Below are 18,573 nucleotides of genomic sequence, written 5' to 3'. Positions count from 1 at the left end.
GCACACCACCACTGCTCATCGCCCCTCCTCGGTGCTGTCGGCGGACGACCCGCCCCGCTGCTTGTGGAAATGCACCGGGGTGCCGGTGGGCCCGACCCAGGGCAGGTAGTCCGGTGCGGGAGGAGCAGAAGCGATACCGGGCACGTTGCGTGCGAGGAGCCCCTCCAGGATCTCCACGGCCTGCTTGTTCAGTCCCGCACGCTGGTAGTCCTCCGGATTCCCTTCTTTCAGTACCTGGAGGGCGGCCTGGGACTGGCTCCGAATCAGCTCCAGTTGGTCCCTCTGCAAGCTCTCCATGACCATCCGGGAATCCTCGGGGTGCTGTGCCAGGTGCAGGGCCCACATCGCCACGCCGCCGTGCTGGAGGTGGTACTCGTAGTAGTGGACCTTCTCCCGCTCCAGCTTCCTGGCTGCCTCATCCTGGCGGCCCTGCAGCAGGACGAGTTCGTGATCGTGCCGGGCCTGCTCCACATCCCGCTCCGCCCTGAGCCGGTCCTCCCGCATCACCACGTCATGCGCCAGTCCCAACTGTTCGTCGCTGTACCGGATCCGGCGGAGCTCCCGCTGGTGGCCGATCGCCGCGTCGTCCGGCCTGAGCCGCACGGCGTACGACGTGCGCAGCCCCGCCTCCTCCCCCAAATCGCCTGCTCTGGCGAGAACTTGGTACACGGCACGTTCGGCGTCCGCGCTCCGGTCGAGCGGGAAACCGCGGCTGACCGGGTACATCAGCTGTTCCAGCCGGCGCCTCAGGAAAGCGGGCACGTCCCGTTCTCCGCCGGCCACGAACTGTTGCGGCCTGGATACCTGCCAGGTCAGCTCCACCTCGGCGGTGAAGTCGAAGGCGTCGTTGTCGCTGGGCAGCAGCAGCGACACGGTACAGGCGTGCACCCCCATGTCGACCTCGTACACCGCGGTGTACCGCCTCGCGGCGAACAGGGAGCGCGTCGGCCGGTGGGGCGGCAGGTAGACCTCGAACTCCCCTTTGTCCGTGGTGAATACCAGCGCGTTGTCGATCCGGCTGTAACCCCTTCGGTGGTCGAACCGGGACAACTGACGCACGGTCAATACCGGGTCGACCAGCTCGCTGTGCCGGTTCGCGCCCTGGTCCCAGTCGGGTTCGCGACGGAGTTCCGCCATGGTTCCTCTCTCCTCACTCAGTGGTGTTCCGGAACTTCACGGCCCGTGGCCGCAGACGAGAGACGGCCCCTCACAGCACGCCCCGCAGACGGTCGGCCACCGCAGGTGGGGCATCCGCACCCCCGCGGCGACCACGCAGAGTCATGAGCATGTGATCGAGGCGCTTGCGGTCCTCGTCGGAGCCGACCAGCGTCGGAAGCAGCATCGCCAGTTCCTGCTCGGCCTGCGGATCGCCGTCCGCCTCCAGGGCCCAGCCGGCCAGCGCCTTCAACGCGTCGGCGGTGTACCCCAGATCGCCCAGGGCGGTCCGCCACAGCAGGGACAGCTGCTGCGCGTCCTCGGCCGGGCCCGCCGAGGCGGCCTCCGCGTACCACCGCAGCATCAGCCGGCTGTCGGCGCGCGTGCAGGCCAGGACGAACGCGTGCAGCGCCAGTCGGCGGCCGGAAGGGCCGTCCCGGATGATTTCGAACAGGCCCCGCAGCACCCGGCTGCGCACCAGCGCCGATTCGTCGCTCAGCAGCAGCGCGGCGGACTCGGCGATGTGCTGCGCCTCCTGCTCGTCGTCCCCGGTGCGAGCGGCTTCCGCCAACGCCTTCAGGGCTTCGTCGGGCATCCTGGCGCCCACCAGGGCGTAGGCCCGGATGGCTGTCCAGCGAAGCCGTGGTCCGGCTTCCTCGTCGCACCAGGAGCGCAGGATCTGCGGGATGTTCGGGGCACCGATGGCATGCGCCGCCGCGAGGGCGTTGGCGGCGACGAGGCAGTCGCGGTACACCTTCGACTTCGCCCAGCCCTCGATGAGCAGTGCCATCGCCGACGGCAGGTCGGTCTGGGCGAGCACCGCGGCCGTCACTGCCGCGCGGGTACGTACCAGCGGTCGGCCGTCCTGTGCGAGCTTCCGGAGCCACGCGAGCAGAGCAGGCCGCGCGGAGGGGTGACTCGTCCAGACCTCGCGGAGGACCTCTGCAGAGGTTCTGGGCTCCTGGAATCGGGCCATGCGCTGGAACACGGGGCCCCACTCGGTGTGCTCCTCCTTCCGGTACTCGACGGCTCGGGCCAGGCGCAGGCGTTTGGTGATGGACGTCCCGAAGATGCCGACCCGGGGCTCCATCCCGGCGTCCTCGGTTCTCTGGAACTCTGCGTACAGGGTGTCGCTGAGCTCTGCTGTCAGGGCGTAGGCGGCTTCGTCGAACGCCGACAGGGAGATGAGGAAAGCCCTGTCCCGGAGAAGGGTCTCGTCGTCCCCGAACCATTCCCTGACCTGCTCTCGGACCAGCTCCGGGCCGACGCCCGCCAGCTTTTCCCGGGTGATCGTGCCGTCCGCGTGCCCGGCCAGGGCCTTCGCGAACTGCGCCGCTTCCCGCAGCTGGTGGTCGTCCCGGTCGAGGAACTCCCGGGAGAGGTCCAGCGCCAGCAGCTCGCGCTCCCTCCGCGGATCATCCACCAAGGCGTGCAGATGTGACCGGAGCACGGCCTGAGGCGACGGCGGCTGCCACGGGACGGGGTCGACGCCCCGCAGGGTCGCGAACAGGTCGACGGTGATGACCAGATAGGCACCCTTCTCCCGGAGAACATCCCGCACGGCCCACAGGTCGATGTCGCGCAGCGGGTTCTCCCTGCCCGTCACCAGATCGCTGACGAGGTAGCCGTGCCGATCGCCGTTGACCTCGTCCATCAGCGCGGTCGGGCGGGTGTTGGGGTCGATGGCGCGTACGGGCACGGCGTCCAGGGAGCGCAGCAGCATCAGGGCGGCGCTGCGACGGCCGGTGAAGGGCGCGCCGTACAGGACGAGGACCCGCTCCTCCCGCAGCCGGTCGCACAGGGGGTGCACAAGTTCCTCGTATCCGGCGAACTCCAGGGCCAGCTGGTCGAGTTCGACAGGGGGAATGTTTCCGGAGGTGTGGGTGGTGGCGCCGAAGCGGTAGTGGTGCTCCACCTTCGTGCCGAGGACAACGTCGCCTCCTACGCTGCCCCCGCTGACCCCGGTCTGATCGCCGCCGACGAGGCTGCCGCCGACCGCGGCCGGGACGTGTTCGTACAGATCACGCCGGGCCGCCCAGGGGTCCTGCGGGCGGTCACCCTCCGTTTCGGTGTGCTCGTCGTTCGTCTGCTCCTGTTTGCCGTCCGCCGGGCCGGTGTCGCCCTGGGGACGGTCCGATGGCTTGCCACCGGGCTGCTCGCTCATGCCTGCTCGCTCCGGCCCTCGTGCCGGACCGTCCCCATGATCACGTCACCCGTGACGTGGCCGCCGCTGACCCCGGTCTGTCCGCCGTTGACCTGGCTTCCGCCGACCGACACCGTTCCGCCGTTGAAGGCGAATGCCGCCCCGCTGCTCGCAGGCGCCCCGGCAGGAGCCGCCGGAGACTGCCCGGCGGCACCCTCGTGCGCACCCCTGCCGCCGCGCCCGGCGGACGCCGGCTCCGGTACCGGGGTGGTGGTGCCGTCCGGCAGCGACCCGTGCAACCACAGGTCGAGCCGGTCCTTCTTCACGGACACCGCCGCGTGGTGAAACTCCTCCGGGCGCAGTCCGCGGTGTCCGTGGCGCACCACGCCTTCGTAGACGGGGGACGACACCCCCAGCACACAGTCCGCTTCCCGCTGCGCGAGCGCTTCGCGCAGGGCGTCGGCATCGAGCAGCCGGCAGGACTGGTTGAGGTCGTGACCGACGAGCCCGCCCACCGTGCCCTGCTTCGGGTCGAAAGCGACCTCTCCTGCGGCCAGTACCATCCGCAGCCGCATCTGCGCGCTGCTCGATGCCAGCCGGTTGTACTGGCACAACGCATCCGGAATGGTCGTCAACAGGGCCCGGAGCAGCACCGTTTTCGGGATGTCGGCACTGACCAGCACGATCAGACCGTCCCCGCGGTCCTCTCGGTACTGCATGTTCCGCTCGACACCCGCCGCGGCCAGAGTGTCCTCCACCACGTTGTGCAGTTCCCGGCGCAGGCAGGCCTGCACCACATCGTCCCGTCGGCTGAAGTCCTCGATGTCCAGCAGCAAAATGGTGCGGTTGACGGGTTCTGTCAGGACCAGGGTCATGGGTGCCTCTCGGACAGTCGGGCTCGGTCCGGAGCACTATCTCGTGGGGGTCTGACAATGGAGAAGGAACACCTGCACACAGCGTCTGTAACCGATGGCACACAACTCGCCCCGACTGCACGGCCGTCGGCTATTCGCCGCCCCCTATCCGGCGCAGCTGGTCCGGGCGGACGATGACCAGGCCCCTGCGACCGGTCCGGACGACGTTGCGTTCCCTCAGTTCCTTCAGAAGCCTGGCCACCGCCTCGCGAGAGGCTCCGACCGCGCCTGCCAGCTCGTGCTGGCTGAGGCCGCTGGTCAGGCGCACTCCGTCCGCGTCCTGCACCCCGTGTGTGCGCGACAGCTCCAGGAGCAGGAGCGACAACCGCTCACGGACTCCGAGTGCGCCTTGCTCCACGCGTCGCCGGTCGCTGGCCTGTGTCCGGTCTCCGATAAGGCTGAGCAGTTGGAGGGACGAGGCCGGGAATTCCGCGAGATGACCCAGGAACCGGCCGCGCTCGATCGTGACGGCCTCGACCTTCCCGAGCGCGGTGACCGTCGCCGAGCGCGGGCGGCCACTGACTGCGGAGGCCTCCCCGACGACGTCGCCCGGACCCCGCAGGGCAAGCAGCGCTTCGTAACCATTGACTGTGGAGCGGGTGACCTTGGTCCAGCCGGCGAGGATGACCACCACGTGGGTGGACGGTTCGTCCTGATGCACCAGTACGGACCGCGGGCTGTACTTCATGGGCCGGCCCAGCTCCAGCAGCGCGACACGTTCCTGGTGTTCCAACCGGGCCAGGAAGGGAACCTGGTCGTCGAGCCTGCCGGTGCGTGACGGCGCCATGGGTCTGCACGCCGCGGAAACGGCCGCTGGTCCCTGCTGTCCCGGCACAGCGCCGGCCACGCCGTCGGTTTCCACCCGCACTCCCCCCAAGGCCAGTTCGCTCCATGGTATTTCAGCGAAGCCTTCCCCTCACGCTGTGCATCCAGCCTATGACAGACGGATCAGAGCACCCCAGTTGCGCGCTTCCTCCCGACCGGCTCAAGGTCACCCCAGGAAGCTCAACCGGACCTCCCGCCGCGGGTTGTCGACGTTCGTATCCACCAAGCAGACCGACTGCCACGTCCCCAATGCCAGGCGGCCATCGAGGACCGGGAGGGTCGCGTGGGGTGGGACGAGGGCGGGGAGGACGTGGTCGCGGCCGTGGCCGGGGGTGCCGTGGCGGTGGTGCCAGCGGTCGTCGGGCGGGAGGAGGGTGCGGAGGGCGGCGAGGAGGTCGTGGTCGCTTGCGGCGCCGGTTTCCAGGATCGCGATGCCGGCGGTGGCGTGCGGCACGAAAACGTTGAGGAGGCCGTCGCGTTCCGGGGCGGCCTCCCGGAGGAAGGCGTCGCAGTCGGCGGTGAGGTCCGTGACGGTTTCGTGCGTGCCGGTGGTGATGCGCAGGGTGCGGGTGGTGAATGCGGTGCTCATGCGCCCATTGTGGGGGCGGGCGTGGGGGCCGTGCGGGGCGGCGCGGCCACCCGGCGGGGACCGGGGCGCGCCCCCTCGGACTCCCCGGGGACACACCCGACGGGCTCCTCCGGGGGCTCCCCGAGAAGACTCCCGGTGAGCTCCCCAGGAGCGCACCCAGCGGGCTCTCCCGCGGGCTCTCCGGCAACCCCCGGCAACTCCCGGCACCCCGCAATGTGTCCGCAATAAATATCCATCTGCCGAGACGACGATTGACCCGTTCGCGAGGGCGCGGATACGTTCGGCGGCATGTTGACGCCAGCCTTGCTCACGACGCGTGGTCACATCGACCTGCTGCGAGTGACCTCCGCCGCGTGTCGTCGCGGCGGTATGCGGGGCTGCGCGGTGAGGTATTGCCGCGGTTGCGGATTCGGTCCCGCTTACGGGTGCTGACGGCCCGTTGACGCTTTGCGTGAACTGACCGCCGAAAAGCGCCATATCCGCCCTCCCGCACTTCTCTCTTCTCCTCTCGCTTTCCCGTGCATTTGCGGCGCCGTGGGATTTCTCGCCCTGCGGTGATCAATTCATGCCCGCATCGCGGTGCATGCATGGCGTACGGCATTCCCTTGCCGAGTACGCATCGCCACTCTCCGCGGACAGCGATTCCCCCTTTTCAGGTGCGCCCTTTTCAGGTGCGCCCTTTTCACAGAGCTGCCGCCTCCCCTCCCCTGGAGTTCCCTATGAGCCTCGACCTCGATCAGACCGCCGCCGGACCGGCACCGCCCTGCGGAAAAGAGGCAGCCCCCGTCACGGGATCCACCGTGCAGGGCCCCGAGTGGGAACGGGTACTGCCGGTCTCCGCACGCCGGCGCGGCGTACCGCGATGGCTACGGCGGGCAGTGGGCCCCCTGGCACTGCTGGCCGCATGGCAGCTGCTCAGCGCCACAGGAGCACTCCACGACGACATCCTCGCCTCGCCCGGCACCATCGCGCACACCGCCGCGGGACTCGTCGCCGACGGGACGTTGCCGTCGGCAATGGCGGTGTCCCTGCAACGGGTCGCCGTCGGGCTTCTGCTGGGCGGAACGGTCGGCATCGTCCTTGCCTTGCTTTCCGGGCTTTCGCGGGCCGGGGAGGATTTGATCGATGCCACGGTGCAGATGCTGCGGTCCATTCCGTGGGTCGGGGTCATTCCGCTCTTCATCATCTGGCTGGGCATCGGTGAGGCGCCGAAGATCGCGCTGATCGCGTTGGGGGTCGCGTTCCATTTGTATCTGAATGTGTACGCCGGAATCCGGAGTGTGGACGCGCAGTTGGTCGAGGCGGGTTCGTCGCTGGGGCTCGGGCGGTGGGGGCTCGTGCGGCATGTGGTGCTGCCGGGGGCGTTGCCCGGTGCGATGACGGGGCTGCGGTATTCCCTGGCGACCGCCTGGCTGGCGCTGGTCTTCGGTGAGCAGGTGAATGCCGATGACGGTCTCGGTTTTCTGATGAATCAGGCCCGGGAATTCTTCCGTACCGATGTGATCGTGGTGTGCCTGGTGGTGTACGCACTGCTCGGCCTGTTCGCCGATTTCCTCGTCCGCACCCTGGAAAGGCTGTTGCTGCAATGGCGACCGACATTCACCGGAAAGTGAGCACCGGACCGGAAGGGGCCGGGCCGGACGAGAGCCGGGCGGTGGCCGTACGGGCCCGTGGGCTGGTGCGGGCGTTCGGCGGGCGGCGGGTCATCGACGATCTGGAACTGACGCTGGAGCCGGGCGAGTTCGTGGCGCTGCTGGGGCGCAGCGGATGCGGGAAGTCCACGCTGTTGCGGGTGCTGGCGGGGCTCGACCGGGAGATCGACGGCGAGGTGTGGGTGCCGCGACGCAAGGCGGTGGCGTTCCAGGCGCCGCGGCTGATGCCGTGGAAGAAGGTGTGGCGCAATGTGCTGCTGGGGCTGCCGGGGCGTACCGAACGTGCCGTGGCGGAACGGGCGTTGACGGAGGTCGGGCTCGGCCACCGGTCCGATGCCTGGCCGCGGACGCTCTCCGGTGGCGAGGCGCAGCGCGCCTCGCTGGCCCGGGCGCTGGTGCGGGAGCCGGATCTGCTGTTGCTCGATGAGCCGTTCGGTGCGCTGGACGCGCTGACCCGGATCACGGCGCAGCGGCTGGTCGCGGACGTGTGGCGGCAGCGGGGTTGCGCGGTGTTGCTGGTCACCCATGACGTGGACGAGGCGCTGCTGCTCGCGGACCGTGCGCTGGTGATGGAGGGCGGCCGGATCGCGTACGAGACGCCGGTGGCGCTGCCCCGGCCGCGTACGCCCGCCGATCCCGCGTTCGCCGCGTTGCGCGCCCGATTGCTGGACCGTCTCGGGGTGGCGGACGCGGGCGAGGGCGCCCCGTCGGAGGGCTCGGCGGATGCCGCGAAGGAGCCCGCCGCGGTGGGCGGGGCGAAGGGATGACGGTGGCGAGAGAACGGAACGGACGGCTGATGAGAGCACGTATGCGGTGGCTGGCCGCGCCCGCCCTGCTGCTGCCGCTCGCGGCGCTGCTGGCCGCCTGCGGTGGCGCGTCGCGGGCGGACGGCGCGGCGGGCGGGACCGGCGGCGACATCGACGGGAAGGGGGCGCTGACCCTCAACGTCGGTGACCAGAAGGGCGGTTCGGAGGCGGTGCTGCGGGCCGCCGGTGAGCTGGACGGCCTCACGTACCGGATCAAGTGGTCGACGTTCACGTCCGGGCCGCCGCTGCTGGAGGCGGTGAGCGCCGGCGCCGTGGACGTCGGCGGGGTGGGCAACACTCCCCCGGTGTTCGCCGCGGCGGCCGCGTCGAAGATCAAGGTCGTGGCCGGTGCGCACAGCCGTGCCGAGGGCGATGCGCTGCTGGTGCGGAAGGACTCGCCGCTGACGCGGACCGCACAGCTCAAGGGCAAGGCGATCGCGGTGGCGCAGGGCAGTTCGGCGCACTATCAACTCCTGGCGCAGCTGCGGAAGGCCGGGCTCTCGCCGAAGGACGTCACGCTGAACTACCTCCAGCCGGCCGATGCGCTGGCCGCGTTCACCCGCGGCAAGGTGGACGCCTGGGCGATCTGGGACCCGTACACCTCGCAGGCGCTGGATCAGGCCGGTGCGCGGGTGCTCGCCACCGGGCAGGGTGTGGTCAACGGTCTGAGCTTCCAGGTGGCCGCGCCCGCCGCGCTCGGCGATGCGAAGAAGGCGGCGGTGCTGAAGGACTACATCGAGCGGCTGCGCCGGGCGCAGGACTGGGTGTACGCGCACCCGGACGCCTGGGCGAAGGTGTGGGCGCGGGAGACCGGTATGCCGCGGAGGGTGGCGCTGGACGCGGTCAAGCGCACCCGGGGCACGGCCGTGCAGGTCGCCCTGGACAAGGCGGCCATCGCCTCCGAGCAGCGGATCGTCGACGCCTTCGCCCGTGACGGGCTGATCCCCCGCTCCTTCGACTTCGGGGAGTTCGTCGACCCCCGTTTCAACCGCGATCTGCCGCCTTCGGGTACGGCGCCGCGTTCCTACGGAAAGGCCCACTGATATGTCCGTACATCTGCACTGGTTCCTGCCGACCGGCGGTGACGGGCGCACCCTGGTCGACCGGCACGCTTACACCGACGGCGGCATCAAGCGTGACCGGATCACGCCGGTCAGCGGGGTGCGCGCGCCCGATATCGAGTACCTCGCGCAGATCGCCAAGGCGGCCGAGCAGCTGGGGTTCGAGGCGGTGCTCACCCCGACCGGCACCTGGTGCGAGGACGCCTGGCTGACGACGACGGCGTTGACGCAGGTCACCGAGCGGCTGAAGTTCCTGGTCGCGTTCCGGCCGGGGGTGATCTCGCCGGTGCTGGCCGCGCAGATGGCCGCGACGTACCAGCGGCTCTCGCGCGGGCGGCTGCTGCTGAATGTGGTGACGGGCGGCGACTCCACCGAGCAGAAGCGGTTCGGCGATCACCTCGATCACGACCGGCGCTATGCCCGCACCGATGAGTTCCTGCAGGTCGTACGGGGTGTGTGGAGCGGGCAGCCGTTCGACTTCCACGGTGAGCACTACCAGGTGGAGGGCGGGCTGACGGCGCTGCCGCCGGACCCGCTGCCGCAGATCTTCTTCGGCGGTTCGTCGGCGGCCGCGGGGCCGGTGGCCGCGCGGAACGTCGATGTGTATCTGACCTGGGGTGAGCCGCCGGAGCAGGTCCGGCAGAAGATCGGGTGGATCAGGGGGCTGGCCGAGAAGGAGGGCCGCGAGGTCCGCTTCGGCATCCGGCTGCACACCATCTCCCGCGACTCGTCGAAGGAGGCGTGGGCGACCGCCGACCGGCTGCTCGGGGATCTGGATCCGGACACCGTGGCCGCCGCCCAGCAGGCCCTGGGCAAGAGCGAATCGGTGGGCCAGCAGCGGATGCTGGCGCTGCACGGCGGTGAGCACGACAAACTGGAGATCGCGCCGAACCTGTGGGCCGGGGTCGGACTGGTACGCGGCGGCGCCGGGACCGCGCTGGTCGGCAGCCATGCGGAGGTCGCCGACCGGATCGAGGAGTACCACGCGCTGGGCATCGAGCACTTCGTGCTGTCCGGCTATCCGCATCTGGAGGAGGCGTACTGGTTCGGCGAGGGCGTACGCCCCGAGCTGGCGGCGCGCGGTCTGCTCGCCGGAGTCCCGTCGCCGCTGGAGGGCGTCCCGGCAGCCAACGGCCGTCCGGCGTCCGCGCCCGGCGGGGCGCCGCTGCTGATCGCCGGCGGGCGCTGAGCCGTCGCTCCCCCGGGGCGGCCGGGTCCGTTCCGTCACGTCGGTGGCGGTACGGGAAGATCCGGCCGCCCCCGGTCGTTGGTGCGGGCATGGACGACAGCGGTGGGCCGGGCGCGGTGCGCGAGGTCGAGGTGGCGGTGATCGGCGCAGGTCAGGCGGGGTTGTCGGCCGCTTTCCAGCTGCGGCGGGCGGGGTATGTGCCGGACCGCGACACCGTGCTGCTCGACCAGGCTCCGCACCCCGGCGGCGCCTGGCAGTTCCGCTGGCCCACGCTGACGTACGCGAAGGTGCACGGTATGCACGCGCTGCCGGGCATGGAGCTGACCGGCGCCGATCCGGCGCGCCCGTCGGCGGAGGTGATCGGCGGCTACTTCGCCCGCTACGAGGAACGCTTCGGGTTGCGTCCGCACCGGCCGGTGGAGGTGTCGGCGGTACGGCCGGGTCCCGGCGGGCGGCTGCTGGTGGAGACGTCGGAGGGGACGTATGCGGCGCGGGGGCTGATCAATGCGACGGGCACCTGGAACCGTCCGTTCCTGCCGCGCCTGCCCGGCCAGGAGGTTTTCCGCGGGCAGCAGCTGCACAGTGCGCGGTATCCGGGGCCGGAGGCGTTTCGCGGGAAGCGGGTCGTGGTGATCGGCGGCGGGACGTCGGCGGTGCAGCAGTTGCTGGAGATCGCACCGGTCGCGGCGGCCACGGTCTGGGTGACGCGGCGGCCGCCGGTCTTCCGGGACGGCCCGTTCGGCGAGGCGGAGGGCCGGGCGGCGGTCGCGTCGGTGGAGCGCCGGGTCCGCGAGGGGCTGCCGCCGCGCAGCGTGGTGAGTGTGACGGGGCTGCCGATGACGGAGGCGATGCGCCGGGCCCGTGAGGACGGGGTGCTGCGGCGGCTGCCGATGTTCGAGCGGATCACCGAGGACGGCGTGGTCTGGGCGGACGGGAGCGCCGTCGCCGCCGACACCCTGCTGTACGCGACGGGGTTCCGCGCGGTGATCGGCCATCTCGCACCGCTGCGGCTGCGGGAGGCGGGCGGCGGCATCCGCATGGCGGGTACGCGGGCGGTGCGGGATCCGCGGGTGCATCTGGTGGGGTACGGGCCGTCGGCGAGCACGATCGGGGCGAACCGTGCCGGGCGGGCGGCCGTCCACGACCTGACGCGGCTGCTGGGCGGTCCGCCGCACCCCGCCGGTGGGCGCGGGGCGGATGCCCGTGGTCCCCGCACGGAGGACGGCGCCCGCCTGGAAAGGGAACACGCGAACGCGGGATCGAGTGTTCACCGGAAGGCGTGGTCGATCCCGGAAAGCGGCACTCGTACCTCTCACACCGGGCAATGATTACGGGGCGCGAGTGAGGGGCTGCAGACCGTCACGGCGCCTTCGGTCGACATCCCTTGCTGGGCCGGAGAGTTGGTCCCACGTACATACGCACAAGGAGAAACACCGCGATGAACATCCTCACCAACCTGCTTGCCGGCATCGTCCACCTCGTGGGTTGGCTCGTCTGACGGAAATCACTCCACGGCGCCGCCCCTCCCCGTCCCAGGGAGGGGCGGCGCCTCCGTTGCGTGCGGAAGCGCTACGCCCGCTCCGGGGCCGCGTCCGTTCCCTCCAGCGGGCGCCGGGCCGTCTCCGGCAGCGTCAGATAGACGGCGAAGGACACCAGGCAGAGCGCGGCGACGCACCAGGGGAAGAGGTCGCCGTGGCCGGAGGAGGCGAACCAGGTGCCGACGTACGGGGCGGTGCCGCCGAAGAGGGCGACGGTCAGGGAGTACGGGAAACCGATCCCGGCGGCGCGCACCCGGGCGGGGAAGAACTCGGCGTTCACGGCGGCGACCGCGGTGTAGCCGGTCAGCAGGATCATCCCGGCGCACTGCACCAGCAGCAGCGACCAGAACGCGTCGGTGACCAGCCGCAGCAGCGGCACCACGAGCACCGCGAAGCCGAGGGAGAAGCCCAGCAGCAGCGGTTTGCGGCCGATGCGGTCGGAGACTATGCCGCCGAGCGGTTGCAGCAGCGCGAAGAAGGCCAGCGAGAGGGTGCCCACCGCCAGCGCCTCGCCCTTGTCGAAACCGGCGTTGACCTGCGCATAGGTCGGCAGATACGTGGTCCAGGTGTAGTACGCGAGGGTGCCGCCCGCGGTGATGCCGCAGATCAGCAGGGAGGCGCACGGATGGTGGCGCAGCGCCTCGAAGACGGCGGGGCGTTCGGCGGCGCGCTGCGGCGCGTGGTGGGTCTCCTGTGCGCCGCGCCGGATCCACAGACCGAGCAGGCTGAGCAGCGCGCCGCCGAGGAACGCCAGGCGCCAGCCCCAGCGGCCCATCTGATCGTCGCTGAGCAGGGTGGCGAGGAGGGCGGCGACGCCGGAGGCGAGGAGCTGGCCGATGGTGGTGGAGACGTACTGGAAGCTGGAGAAGAGGCCGCGTCTGCCCGGGCCCGCCGATTCGACGAGGAAGGTGGTGGACGCGGCGAACTCCCCGCCCACGGGCAGGCCCTGCACCAGGCGGGCGAGGACCAGGACGACGGGGGCGAGGACGCCGGTGGCGGCGTAGGTGGGGGTGAGCGCGACCAGCAGGCTGCCGCCGCCCATCAGCAGGAGGGTGAGGGCGGTGCGGCGGCCGTGGCGGTCGGCGACGGCGCCCATCAGCAGCCCGCCCACCGGGCGCATGAAGAAGCCGACGGCGAAGACCGCGAAGCTCGACAGCAGCGGGACGAGGGCGTTCCCGGCGTCCTTGGGGAAGACCTGCTCCGCGAAGTAGACGGCGAGGAAGGAGTAGGCGTACCAGTCGTACCACTCGCTATTTGGTGCGGCCGCCGGCCAGAACCATAATCACGGGCGCTGAGTCAGCAAATAGTCTAGGCAGTTTCGTTTGGATCAGTGGGTCGTTGGTCTGGGTGTGCCGTTGACTGATGCGCAGTGGGTGCGGATTGAGCCCTTACTCCCGGACCGGACGCCGAAGCGGGGTGGCCGCTGGCGGGACCATCGTGAGGTGATCGACGCGATCGCCCACAAGTTCCAGACCGGTACCCAGTGGGTCCATCTGCCGGAGAAGTACGGCAACTGGCGAGGGGTCTACAACCGGCTTCGGATGTGGGCCGTCGACGGGACCTGGGAGCGGGTATTCACCGCGCTGATGGCCCAGGCCGACGCGGAGGAAGACCTCAACTGGGCAGTCTCGGTGGACTCCACGATCGTGCGGGCTCACCAACACGCGGCCGGGGCCCGCAAAAAGGGGCCCCGGCCGGCGAACCGGATGACCATGCCATCGGCCGGTCCCGGGGCGGACTGACCACAAAGATCCACCTTGCTGCCGACGACCGCTGCCGGCCTCTGGCGTTCGTCCTGACCGCAGGCCAGGCCGGCGACGCACCTGCCTTCACCGATGTCATGGCCCGCCTGCGGGTTCCCCGCCACCGAGGACGGCCACGCACCAGACCGGACGTGGTCCTGGCGGACAAGGCGTACTCTTCCCACGCGATCCGCGAGCACCTGCGCAAGCGCGGCATCCGGGCAGTGATCCCCGTCCCCGCTGACCAGCGCGGACACCGGCTGCGACGGGGCAGCCAGGGCGGCCGGCCACCGACCTTCGACCGGGAGGCATACAGGCAGCGCAACACCGTCGAGCGGTGCACCAACCGCCTGAAGCAGTGGCGAGGCATCGCCACCCGCTACGAGAAGACCGCCACCATCTACCTGGCCGGACTCCACATCGCAGGCATCTTCCTCTGGTCCGCCCGATGATCCAAACGAGACCACCTAGCCCGGCCTCCGTGCGACCGCCCTCTCGCAGCCACGGATAGCCCCTTCTCCCCTGCCCATCGCTCGTCCTCTCCAAAGGGGTTCACCATGAACGACACCCGCGTCACCGACGCCCTGGCGCTGCGTGCCATGGCCTCAGCCTTCGATGCCCAGCGCGGCAAACTTCCGGTCGAGGGAGACCCTCACCGCTCACCTGATGGCGTCGCCATCGCCCGGCAGATTTCGGAACTCGGCAAGCTGATCAGCGATTTGGGCAACGACGTTCTCTTCCGTACTGCCGACCATGGCCGGGAGGCCCGCACGTTGCGGGTCATCGACGGCTTCGCCGGCGCTGTGCGCCTGCGGGCGAGGCAGCATCCGCTCTCGGGGCGGTGGCCCATCAGCTTTCCTTCCTGGGCCGGACCGAGCACCTCCGCGACCAGCCCGACGCTCGGGATGCTCGGGAGGCGGCCACGCAGGCGATCGGCGAGTCCCTCGAAACGGCAGACCGTGTTCTCCACGACGCTGCCAACTCCCTTCACATCGCAGCGGAAGCGGATTCACCTCCGTCCGCGCGTCTCCAGGCCGCCCGCCGCCGGTCCACCATCGCGGCGTCCGCTTCACCTCCCGCTCCCGCCCCCGCAGCAGCGGCTCCGGCAAGCCGGATCGCTCGGAGGCGGTGAAATGCAGATCTCCAGCGTCGAGGGTTCCTTCGTGACCTGTAGGCAGGACCGTTGCAAAGTCCGGTGATCTTGTGGTCGCGCTGATCAGGCGATGCCCAGTAGGTCGAGCGGGCGGGTGAAGGGCTCGTAGGAGACGTGCCGGATGCCAGCCGCGATGTTGCGGTGTCCGGCGGCGCGGAGCGCGTTGATCGCCAGGTTGCGCAGGGTCGACATGTTTTCGGGGCCATGGCCGGTGCGGATCTTCGAGGCGTCCTCGGCGAAGGTGGTGTCGCGGACGAAGTGGAGCCGGCTCTCGATGGTCCACTGCGACATGGCGAGTTGGCTCAGCCGCTGGGGCGATGCCTGATACGAGGTCAGGTCTGTGATCGCGTAGACGGTCTGGCGGCTGACGGTTCCGGTCGTGCGGTCGGTGCGGGGCCGCAGGATGCGTACAGCCTGGGCGGCGTGGGGGAAGTCGAGGCCGAGGTCGGTCACGGTGAGGGCCCTGGTCACCCGGGTTTCCCGGCGGCCGTGGCCGATCTCCCGGTCGTAGCGGCGGGCGGTGACGTCCTTCCACGGCAGCGATCGCAGCCTGTGGTGCAGTTCGGGCTGGTTGGCCTTGACCACCAATAGGTAGTGCGCCTTCTTCTCGTCCACCAGGAAGCGCGCATGCGCGCGCTGGGTGTGCAGGGCGTCGGCCGTGACCGTGACCCCCGTCAGGTCGAAGGGCGCCAGTAGCGCGGCGAAGCAGGTGATCTCGTTGGTCTTGTCGGGGACCCGCAGCCGGGTGACGGCTCGGCCGTCGCCGGTCATCGCGGCCAGCAGGTGGGCGGCGGGCGTCTGGCCGTATCGGGAGCCGCGGGCGGCCTTGCCATCGATCGCCACCGAGCCCAAGCCGGCAGGATCAGCGCCGGTCAGGCCGGCCAGGCCGCCAGGGCAGACCAGGCCCGACAACCCGCCGAATTGTGGCGGCACTTGGTGCCACGCGCACGCTCAACGCCCCCACGACCCAGGCACCCAGGCGGGCCAGGGCATGCTGCGGCGCGTTCGTGGACCACTGGCCCATGGCCCTATACGAGCGTGCGCTGGCGACAACCGCCGAGGCGGCAACCAGCAGCACCGCCACCAGGTGACGCAACCCGCGAGCCGACGCGGATCCGGCAACAGCGGCAACCGCTCCACCAGCGGCAACCCCGCAGCGTCCTCCAGAGCGGGCGACTTGACCAGGCAGACGGTGGCAGACTGACGACACATCGAAGCTCCTGTGGTACGAGGCGACTTGGGAAGGTCGCCCTGCTCAACCGGAGCTTCGTTGCGTTCGTGACGGCCCAGCCCGCCCTCCTTGGACCGCCGCGACCTGCGGACTCATGTGACCACCGGGGCTCTGAAACGCCCCCACTGTCCGGACAGCCGAGTCACTCGGCGGAGGCCGCCCGTCGACCGCGCTCCCGACCTCACCGGGCAGAATAGTGAGGCTCCGCGGGCTGCTGTACTCAGGGCTGGTCGTACCAGGAGAACGCCGCGATCCGCCAGCCCTCCGAGGTGCGGATGAACTGGAAGGTCTTGGTCCCGCCACCCTCGAACGGCTCGCCGTCCAGGACGCCGGCCTTGCGGTACTCGCCGAAGCGCGACGCGATGTCGCCCGCGATCTCGGTTCGCTCGGAGGTCTCCCACTCCGAGAACTCGACCAACCGGCCGTCGGCGAGCAGGAGTTCGCGCGGCTCGATGAACTCGTCCACGGTGTAGACCGTGCACTTCGGCCCGGTCAGCACGATCACGCCACCCGGAATGACCAGCCGGCGGATACGAGCCACGTCCGCCGCCTTGCCGCCGCGGTTGTCGAAAGCTCCGAAGAACTCGGCGGTTATCGCGTCAATCTCGATCTTGGACATGGCGCGACGGTAACACCGGCAGGGGGCAACGGACATGGCGTCGAGGCACCTTCGGCCCAGCACACCCACGAGATCACGTGACTTCGCAACAGCCCTGGACCTGTAGGCCCGACCGCCTCACACAACACCGGGCGTTGAGCAAATGCCGCCCTGATACTCCAGCTGTAGATCATGATCTTCATGTCTGGGATGCGGCTTGTCGCCGGTAATGGCTGACTCGTGCTCGTGCCTGGTGGCGACGTCGTCAGTCGGACCAGCCGAGCCGGTGGGCGGAGGCGTGATCGGGCCGGGCGACGAGTGTGGTGAACGGTCGCTGGATCTCGTTGCAAGTGAGCGGGATCAGTCCGTCCGGGGCGGGGTGCCGGGCGTGCTCATCGGCTCGGACCACGGCAAGGAAGGCGTGGGCGAGCATGGCGAGGGTGACCCAGCGGGACCAGGAGGTGAAGCGGCGGACCTGATGTTCGTCCAGCCCGGTCAGGCCCTTTCCCGCCTGGAAGGTCTCCTCGACCCGCCATCTCGATCCGGCGACCCGCACCAGTGTGGGCAGAGGCACGGAGGCGGGTGACCAGCAGTGGTAGTAGGCGAGTTCGCCGGTGGTGCGGCTGCGGCGGATCAGCAGCTGACGGTGGCCGGTCCCGGGGGCGGTGAGGTCCACGACGGCCCAGTCGTAGAAGCGGTGTCCCTTGGCGCCGGCCCCTGCCGACAGCCTCTGCCAGGCCCGTTTGGGGACCTTCGCGGCCAGCGCGTCCGCCCGGAACTTCCCACCGGTGGCAATGACTTCGGACGAGCAGGCAATGGCAAGCACGTAGCCGGCCCCGCGCTCCTCCAGCGTGGCCCGTAGCCTCGGATTGCCGCCGTAGACCTCATCGCCCGCGACCCAGCCCGCACGGTGCCCGGCGTCCAGGAACCGGCCGATCATGCGGGCAGCCAGCTCCGGCTTGGTGGCGAAGGCGATGTCCTCGTCCAGTCCGGCGGCCTGACAGCGGTCCGGATCAGCGGTCCACGAGCGCGGCACGTAGAGTTCCCGGTCCACCGCCGCGTGCCCTCGGTGGCCCGCGTAGACGAGGTAGACCGCGACCTGGGAATTCTCGATTCTGCCCGCAGTGCCGGTGTACTGGCGCTGAACGCCGACCGTGCAGGTTCCCTTCTTGAGGTCGCCCGTCTCGTCGACCACCAAGACCGCCTCGTCGTCGTGGAGGTGTTCGACGACGTAGTCGCGAACATCGTCCCGGACGGCGTCCGCGTCCCAGGAGGCACGGCACAGCAGATGCTGCATACCGTACGGGGTGGCCTCTCCGGCCCACTCGGCGATCGTCCAGCAGTTCTTATGTGGTGAGGCGGGCGAATCGCTTGTAGCAGCACAGGGCTGCGGCGAGGCCGAGAAAGGCCAGGTAGTTGCGGGGGTGGCGTTCGTAGCGGTGGTTGAGTCGGCGGTATCCGGTCAGCCAGGACATGGTGCGTTCGATGACCCATCTCCGGCGGCCGAGCCGTTCGCTGGATTCGACGCCCTTGCGTGCGATGGGCCGTCGAGCAGGGCCGGAAGCCCATGTCGATCGTGGTGACGGCGGGGCAGCGTGGAGACTCGCCGCAGTTCGAACCCGTGCTGGAGAAGGTCCGTGTGCCCCGCATCGGGCCGGGCCGGCCACGCGTCCGCCCCGATCGCGTGCGGGCGGACAAGGCGTACGCCTCCCGCAAGAACCGCGCCTACCTGCGCCGCCGTGGGATCCGCTGCACCATCCCGGACAAGGCCGACCAGGCGCGCAACCGCCAGAAGCTCGGCTCCCGCGGCGGCCGACCGCCGCGCTTCGACCCGGCCGACTACCGCGAGCGTCATGCGGTCGAGTGCGGGATCAACCGCCTCAAGAGGCATCGCGCTGTCGCCACGCGATACGACAAGCTCGCTGTCCGCTACGAGGCCACTGTCCTCGTAGCGGCCATCAACGAGTGGTTGTGACG

At 70.2% G+C, this 18,573-nt stretch carries 15 protein-coding genes and 3 pseudogenes; 8 read left to right on the top strand and 10 right to left on the bottom strand.

What is annotated here, in order from left to right:
* Positions 1-15: 15 nt before the first annotated feature.
* The 5 genes from OG422_RS27505 to OG422_RS27485 all read right to left on the bottom strand — a co-directional run bounded on the left by OG422_RS27505 (position 16) and on the right by OG422_RS27485 (position 5,626).
* The gene (locus tag OG422_RS27505; RefSeq protein WP_405746748.1) at positions 16-1,137 is read right to left on the bottom strand and encodes a PE-PGRS family protein; all 1,122 of its coding nucleotides are present in this window, start codon (positions 1,135-1,137) and stop codon (positions 16-18) included.
* A gap of 70 nt (positions 1,138-1,207) precedes the next feature.
* Entirely contained in the window at positions 1,208-3,319 is a 2,112-nt protein-coding gene (locus tag OG422_RS27500; RefSeq protein ID WP_405746746.1) for a hypothetical protein, read from the bottom strand.
* Positions 3,316-4,173 carry a hypothetical protein gene (locus tag OG422_RS27495; RefSeq protein ID WP_405746743.1) on the bottom strand — a complete coding sequence of 286 codons (858 nt, stop codon included), beginning with the start codon at positions 4,171-4,173 and terminating at the stop codon, positions 3,316-3,318. The genes OG422_RS27500 and OG422_RS27495 overlap by 4 nt, the downstream gene beginning before the upstream one ends.
* A gap of 130 nt (positions 4,174-4,303) precedes the next feature.
* A complete protein-coding gene (locus OG422_RS27490) occupies positions 4,304-4,999 on the bottom strand; it encodes a Crp/Fnr family transcriptional regulator (RefSeq protein ID WP_405748020.1) in 696 nt (231 codons plus the stop codon).
* Between the two features lie 204 nt (positions 5,000-5,203).
* Positions 5,204-5,626, bottom strand: a complete 423-nt coding sequence (locus tag OG422_RS27485; protein ID WP_405746740.1) for a secondary thiamine-phosphate synthase enzyme YjbQ — start codon at positions 5,624-5,626, stop codon at positions 5,204-5,206.
* A gap of 719 nt (positions 5,627-6,345) precedes the next feature.
* Between OG422_RS27485 and OG422_RS27480 the strand changes: the two genes are divergently transcribed.
* The 5 genes from OG422_RS27480 to OG422_RS27460 all read left to right on the top strand — a co-directional run bounded on the left by OG422_RS27480 (position 6,346) and on the right by OG422_RS27460 (position 11,662).
* A complete protein-coding gene (locus tag OG422_RS27480) occupies positions 6,346-7,239 on the top strand; it encodes an ABC transporter permease (RefSeq protein WP_405746737.1) in 894 nt (297 codons plus the stop codon).
* Positions 7,212-8,045, top strand: coding sequence for an ABC transporter ATP-binding protein (locus tag OG422_RS27475; protein WP_143940940.1), 834 nt, complete (start codon positions 7,212-7,214; stop codon positions 8,043-8,045). Before OG422_RS27480 ends, OG422_RS27475 begins: the two co-directional genes overlap by 28 nt.
* A 41-nt stretch (positions 8,046-8,086) precedes the next feature.
* The gene (locus OG422_RS27470) at positions 8,087-9,127 is read left to right on the top strand and encodes an ABC transporter substrate-binding protein (RefSeq protein ID WP_405748019.1); all 1,041 of its coding nucleotides are present in this window, start codon (positions 8,087-8,089) and stop codon (positions 9,125-9,127) included.
* A gap of 1 nt (position 9,128) precedes the next feature.
* Complete coding sequence (locus OG422_RS27465; RefSeq protein WP_405746734.1) at positions 9,129-10,334, top strand: LLM class flavin-dependent oxidoreductase; 1,206 nt, start codon at positions 9,129-9,131, stop codon at positions 10,332-10,334.
* Positions 10,335-10,423: 89 nt separating this feature from the next.
* Complete coding sequence (locus OG422_RS27460) at positions 10,424-11,662, top strand: NAD(P)-binding domain-containing protein (protein ID WP_405746731.1); 1,239 nt, start codon at positions 10,424-10,426, stop codon at positions 11,660-11,662.
* Positions 11,663-11,903: 241 nt separating this feature from the next.
* Here OG422_RS27460 and OG422_RS27455 read toward each other — a convergent pair.
* Positions 11,904-13,121 (bottom strand): annotated as a pseudogene (locus OG422_RS27455) (MFS transporter); the annotation flags it as partial.
* A gap of 94 nt (positions 13,122-13,215) precedes the next feature.
* On the opposite strand from OG422_RS27455, the gene OG422_RS27450 reads away from it, so the two are divergent.
* Positions 13,216-14,066 (top strand): IS5 family transposase gene (locus OG422_RS27450; protein WP_405748017.1). Its coding sequence is split into 2 segments (ribosomal slippage): positions 13,216-13,561 and positions 13,561-14,066, totalling 852 coding nucleotides; the frame shifts between segments, so codons are not numbered across the junction.
* Between the two features lie 105 nt (positions 14,067-14,171).
* A complete protein-coding gene (locus OG422_RS27445; protein ID WP_405746728.1) occupies positions 14,172-14,813 on the top strand; it encodes a hypothetical protein in 642 nt (213 codons plus the stop codon).
* A 17-nt stretch (positions 14,814-14,830) separates the two neighbouring features.
* On the opposite strand, the gene OG422_RS27440 is transcribed toward OG422_RS27445, so the two are convergent.
* From OG422_RS27440 to OG422_RS27425, 4 genes and pseudogenes are all read right to left on the bottom strand, one after another.
* Positions 14,831-15,610, bottom strand: coding sequence for an ISAs1 family transposase (locus tag OG422_RS27440; RefSeq protein ID WP_405748015.1), 780 nt, complete (start codon positions 15,608-15,610; stop codon positions 14,831-14,833).
* Positions 15,611-16,218: 608 nt separating this feature from the next.
* The gene (locus OG422_RS27435; protein WP_405746725.1) at positions 16,219-16,617 is read right to left on the bottom strand and encodes a DUF4440 domain-containing protein; all 399 of its coding nucleotides are present in this window, start codon (positions 16,615-16,617) and stop codon (positions 16,219-16,221) included.
* A 247-nt stretch (positions 16,618-16,864) separates the two neighbouring features.
* Positions 16,865-17,950: pseudogene (locus tag OG422_RS27430) on the bottom strand (IS701 family transposase); the annotation flags it as partial.
* Positions 17,943-18,137, bottom strand: a pseudogene (locus OG422_RS27425) (transposase); the annotation flags it as partial. The pseudogenes OG422_RS27430 and OG422_RS27425, both read right to left, overlap by 8 nt.
* Between OG422_RS27425 and OG422_RS27420 the strand changes: the two are divergent.
* The gene (locus tag OG422_RS27420; protein WP_405746723.1) at positions 18,131-18,571 is read left to right on the top strand and encodes a transposase; all 441 of its coding nucleotides are present in this window, start codon (positions 18,131-18,133) and stop codon (positions 18,569-18,571) included. The pseudogene OG422_RS27425 and the gene OG422_RS27420 sit on opposite strands and share 7 nt — an antisense overlap.
* The last annotated feature ends 2 nt before the right edge of the window (positions 18,572-18,573 follow it).

Source organism: Streptomyces sp. NBC_01525 (genome assembly GCF_045040405.1).
GTDB classification, from domain to species: domain Bacteria; phylum Actinomycetota; class Actinomycetes; order Streptomycetales; family Streptomycetaceae; genus Streptomyces; species Streptomyces benahoarensis.
This window is presented reverse-complemented; position numbering and strand designations above follow the sequence as displayed.

Excerpts from the sequence above, each read along its gene's own strand:
- OG422_RS27505 (WP_405746748.1), bottom strand. The coding sequence starts at position 1,137 with ATGGCGGAACTCCGTCGCGAACCCGACTGGGACCAGGGCGCGAACCGG.
- OG422_RS27500 (WP_405746746.1), bottom strand. The coding sequence starts at position 3,319 with ATGAGCGAGCAGCCCGGTGGCAAGCCATCGGACCGTCCCCAGGGCGAC.
- OG422_RS27495 (WP_405746743.1), bottom strand. The coding sequence starts at position 4,173 with ATGACCCTGGTCCTGACAGAACCCGTCAACCGCACCATTTTGCTGCTG.
- OG422_RS27490 (WP_405748020.1), bottom strand. The coding sequence starts at position 4,999 with ATGGCGCCGTCACGCACCGGCAGGCTCGACGACCAGGTTCCCTTCCTG.
- OG422_RS27485 (WP_405746740.1), bottom strand. The coding sequence starts at position 5,626 with ATGAGCACCGCATTCACCACCCGCACCCTGCGCATCACCACCGGCACG.
- OG422_RS27480 (WP_405746737.1), top strand. The coding sequence starts at position 6,346 with ATGAGCCTCGACCTCGATCAGACCGCCGCCGGACCGGCACCGCCCTGC.
- OG422_RS27475 (WP_143940940.1), top strand. The coding sequence starts at position 7,212 with ATGGCGACCGACATTCACCGGAAAGTGAGCACCGGACCGGAAGGGGCC.
- OG422_RS27470 (WP_405748019.1), top strand. The coding sequence starts at position 8,087 with ATGCGGTGGCTGGCCGCGCCCGCCCTGCTGCTGCCGCTCGCGGCGCTG.
- OG422_RS27465 (WP_405746734.1), top strand. The coding sequence starts at position 9,129 with ATGTCCGTACATCTGCACTGGTTCCTGCCGACCGGCGGTGACGGGCGC.
- OG422_RS27460 (WP_405746731.1), top strand. The coding sequence starts at position 10,424 with ATGGACGACAGCGGTGGGCCGGGCGCGGTGCGCGAGGTCGAGGTGGCG.
- OG422_RS27445 (WP_405746728.1), top strand. The coding sequence starts at position 14,172 with ATGAACGACACCCGCGTCACCGACGCCCTGGCGCTGCGTGCCATGGCC.
- OG422_RS27435 (WP_405746725.1), bottom strand. The coding sequence starts at position 16,617 with ATGTCCAAGATCGAGATTGACGCGATAACCGCCGAGTTCTTCGGAGCT.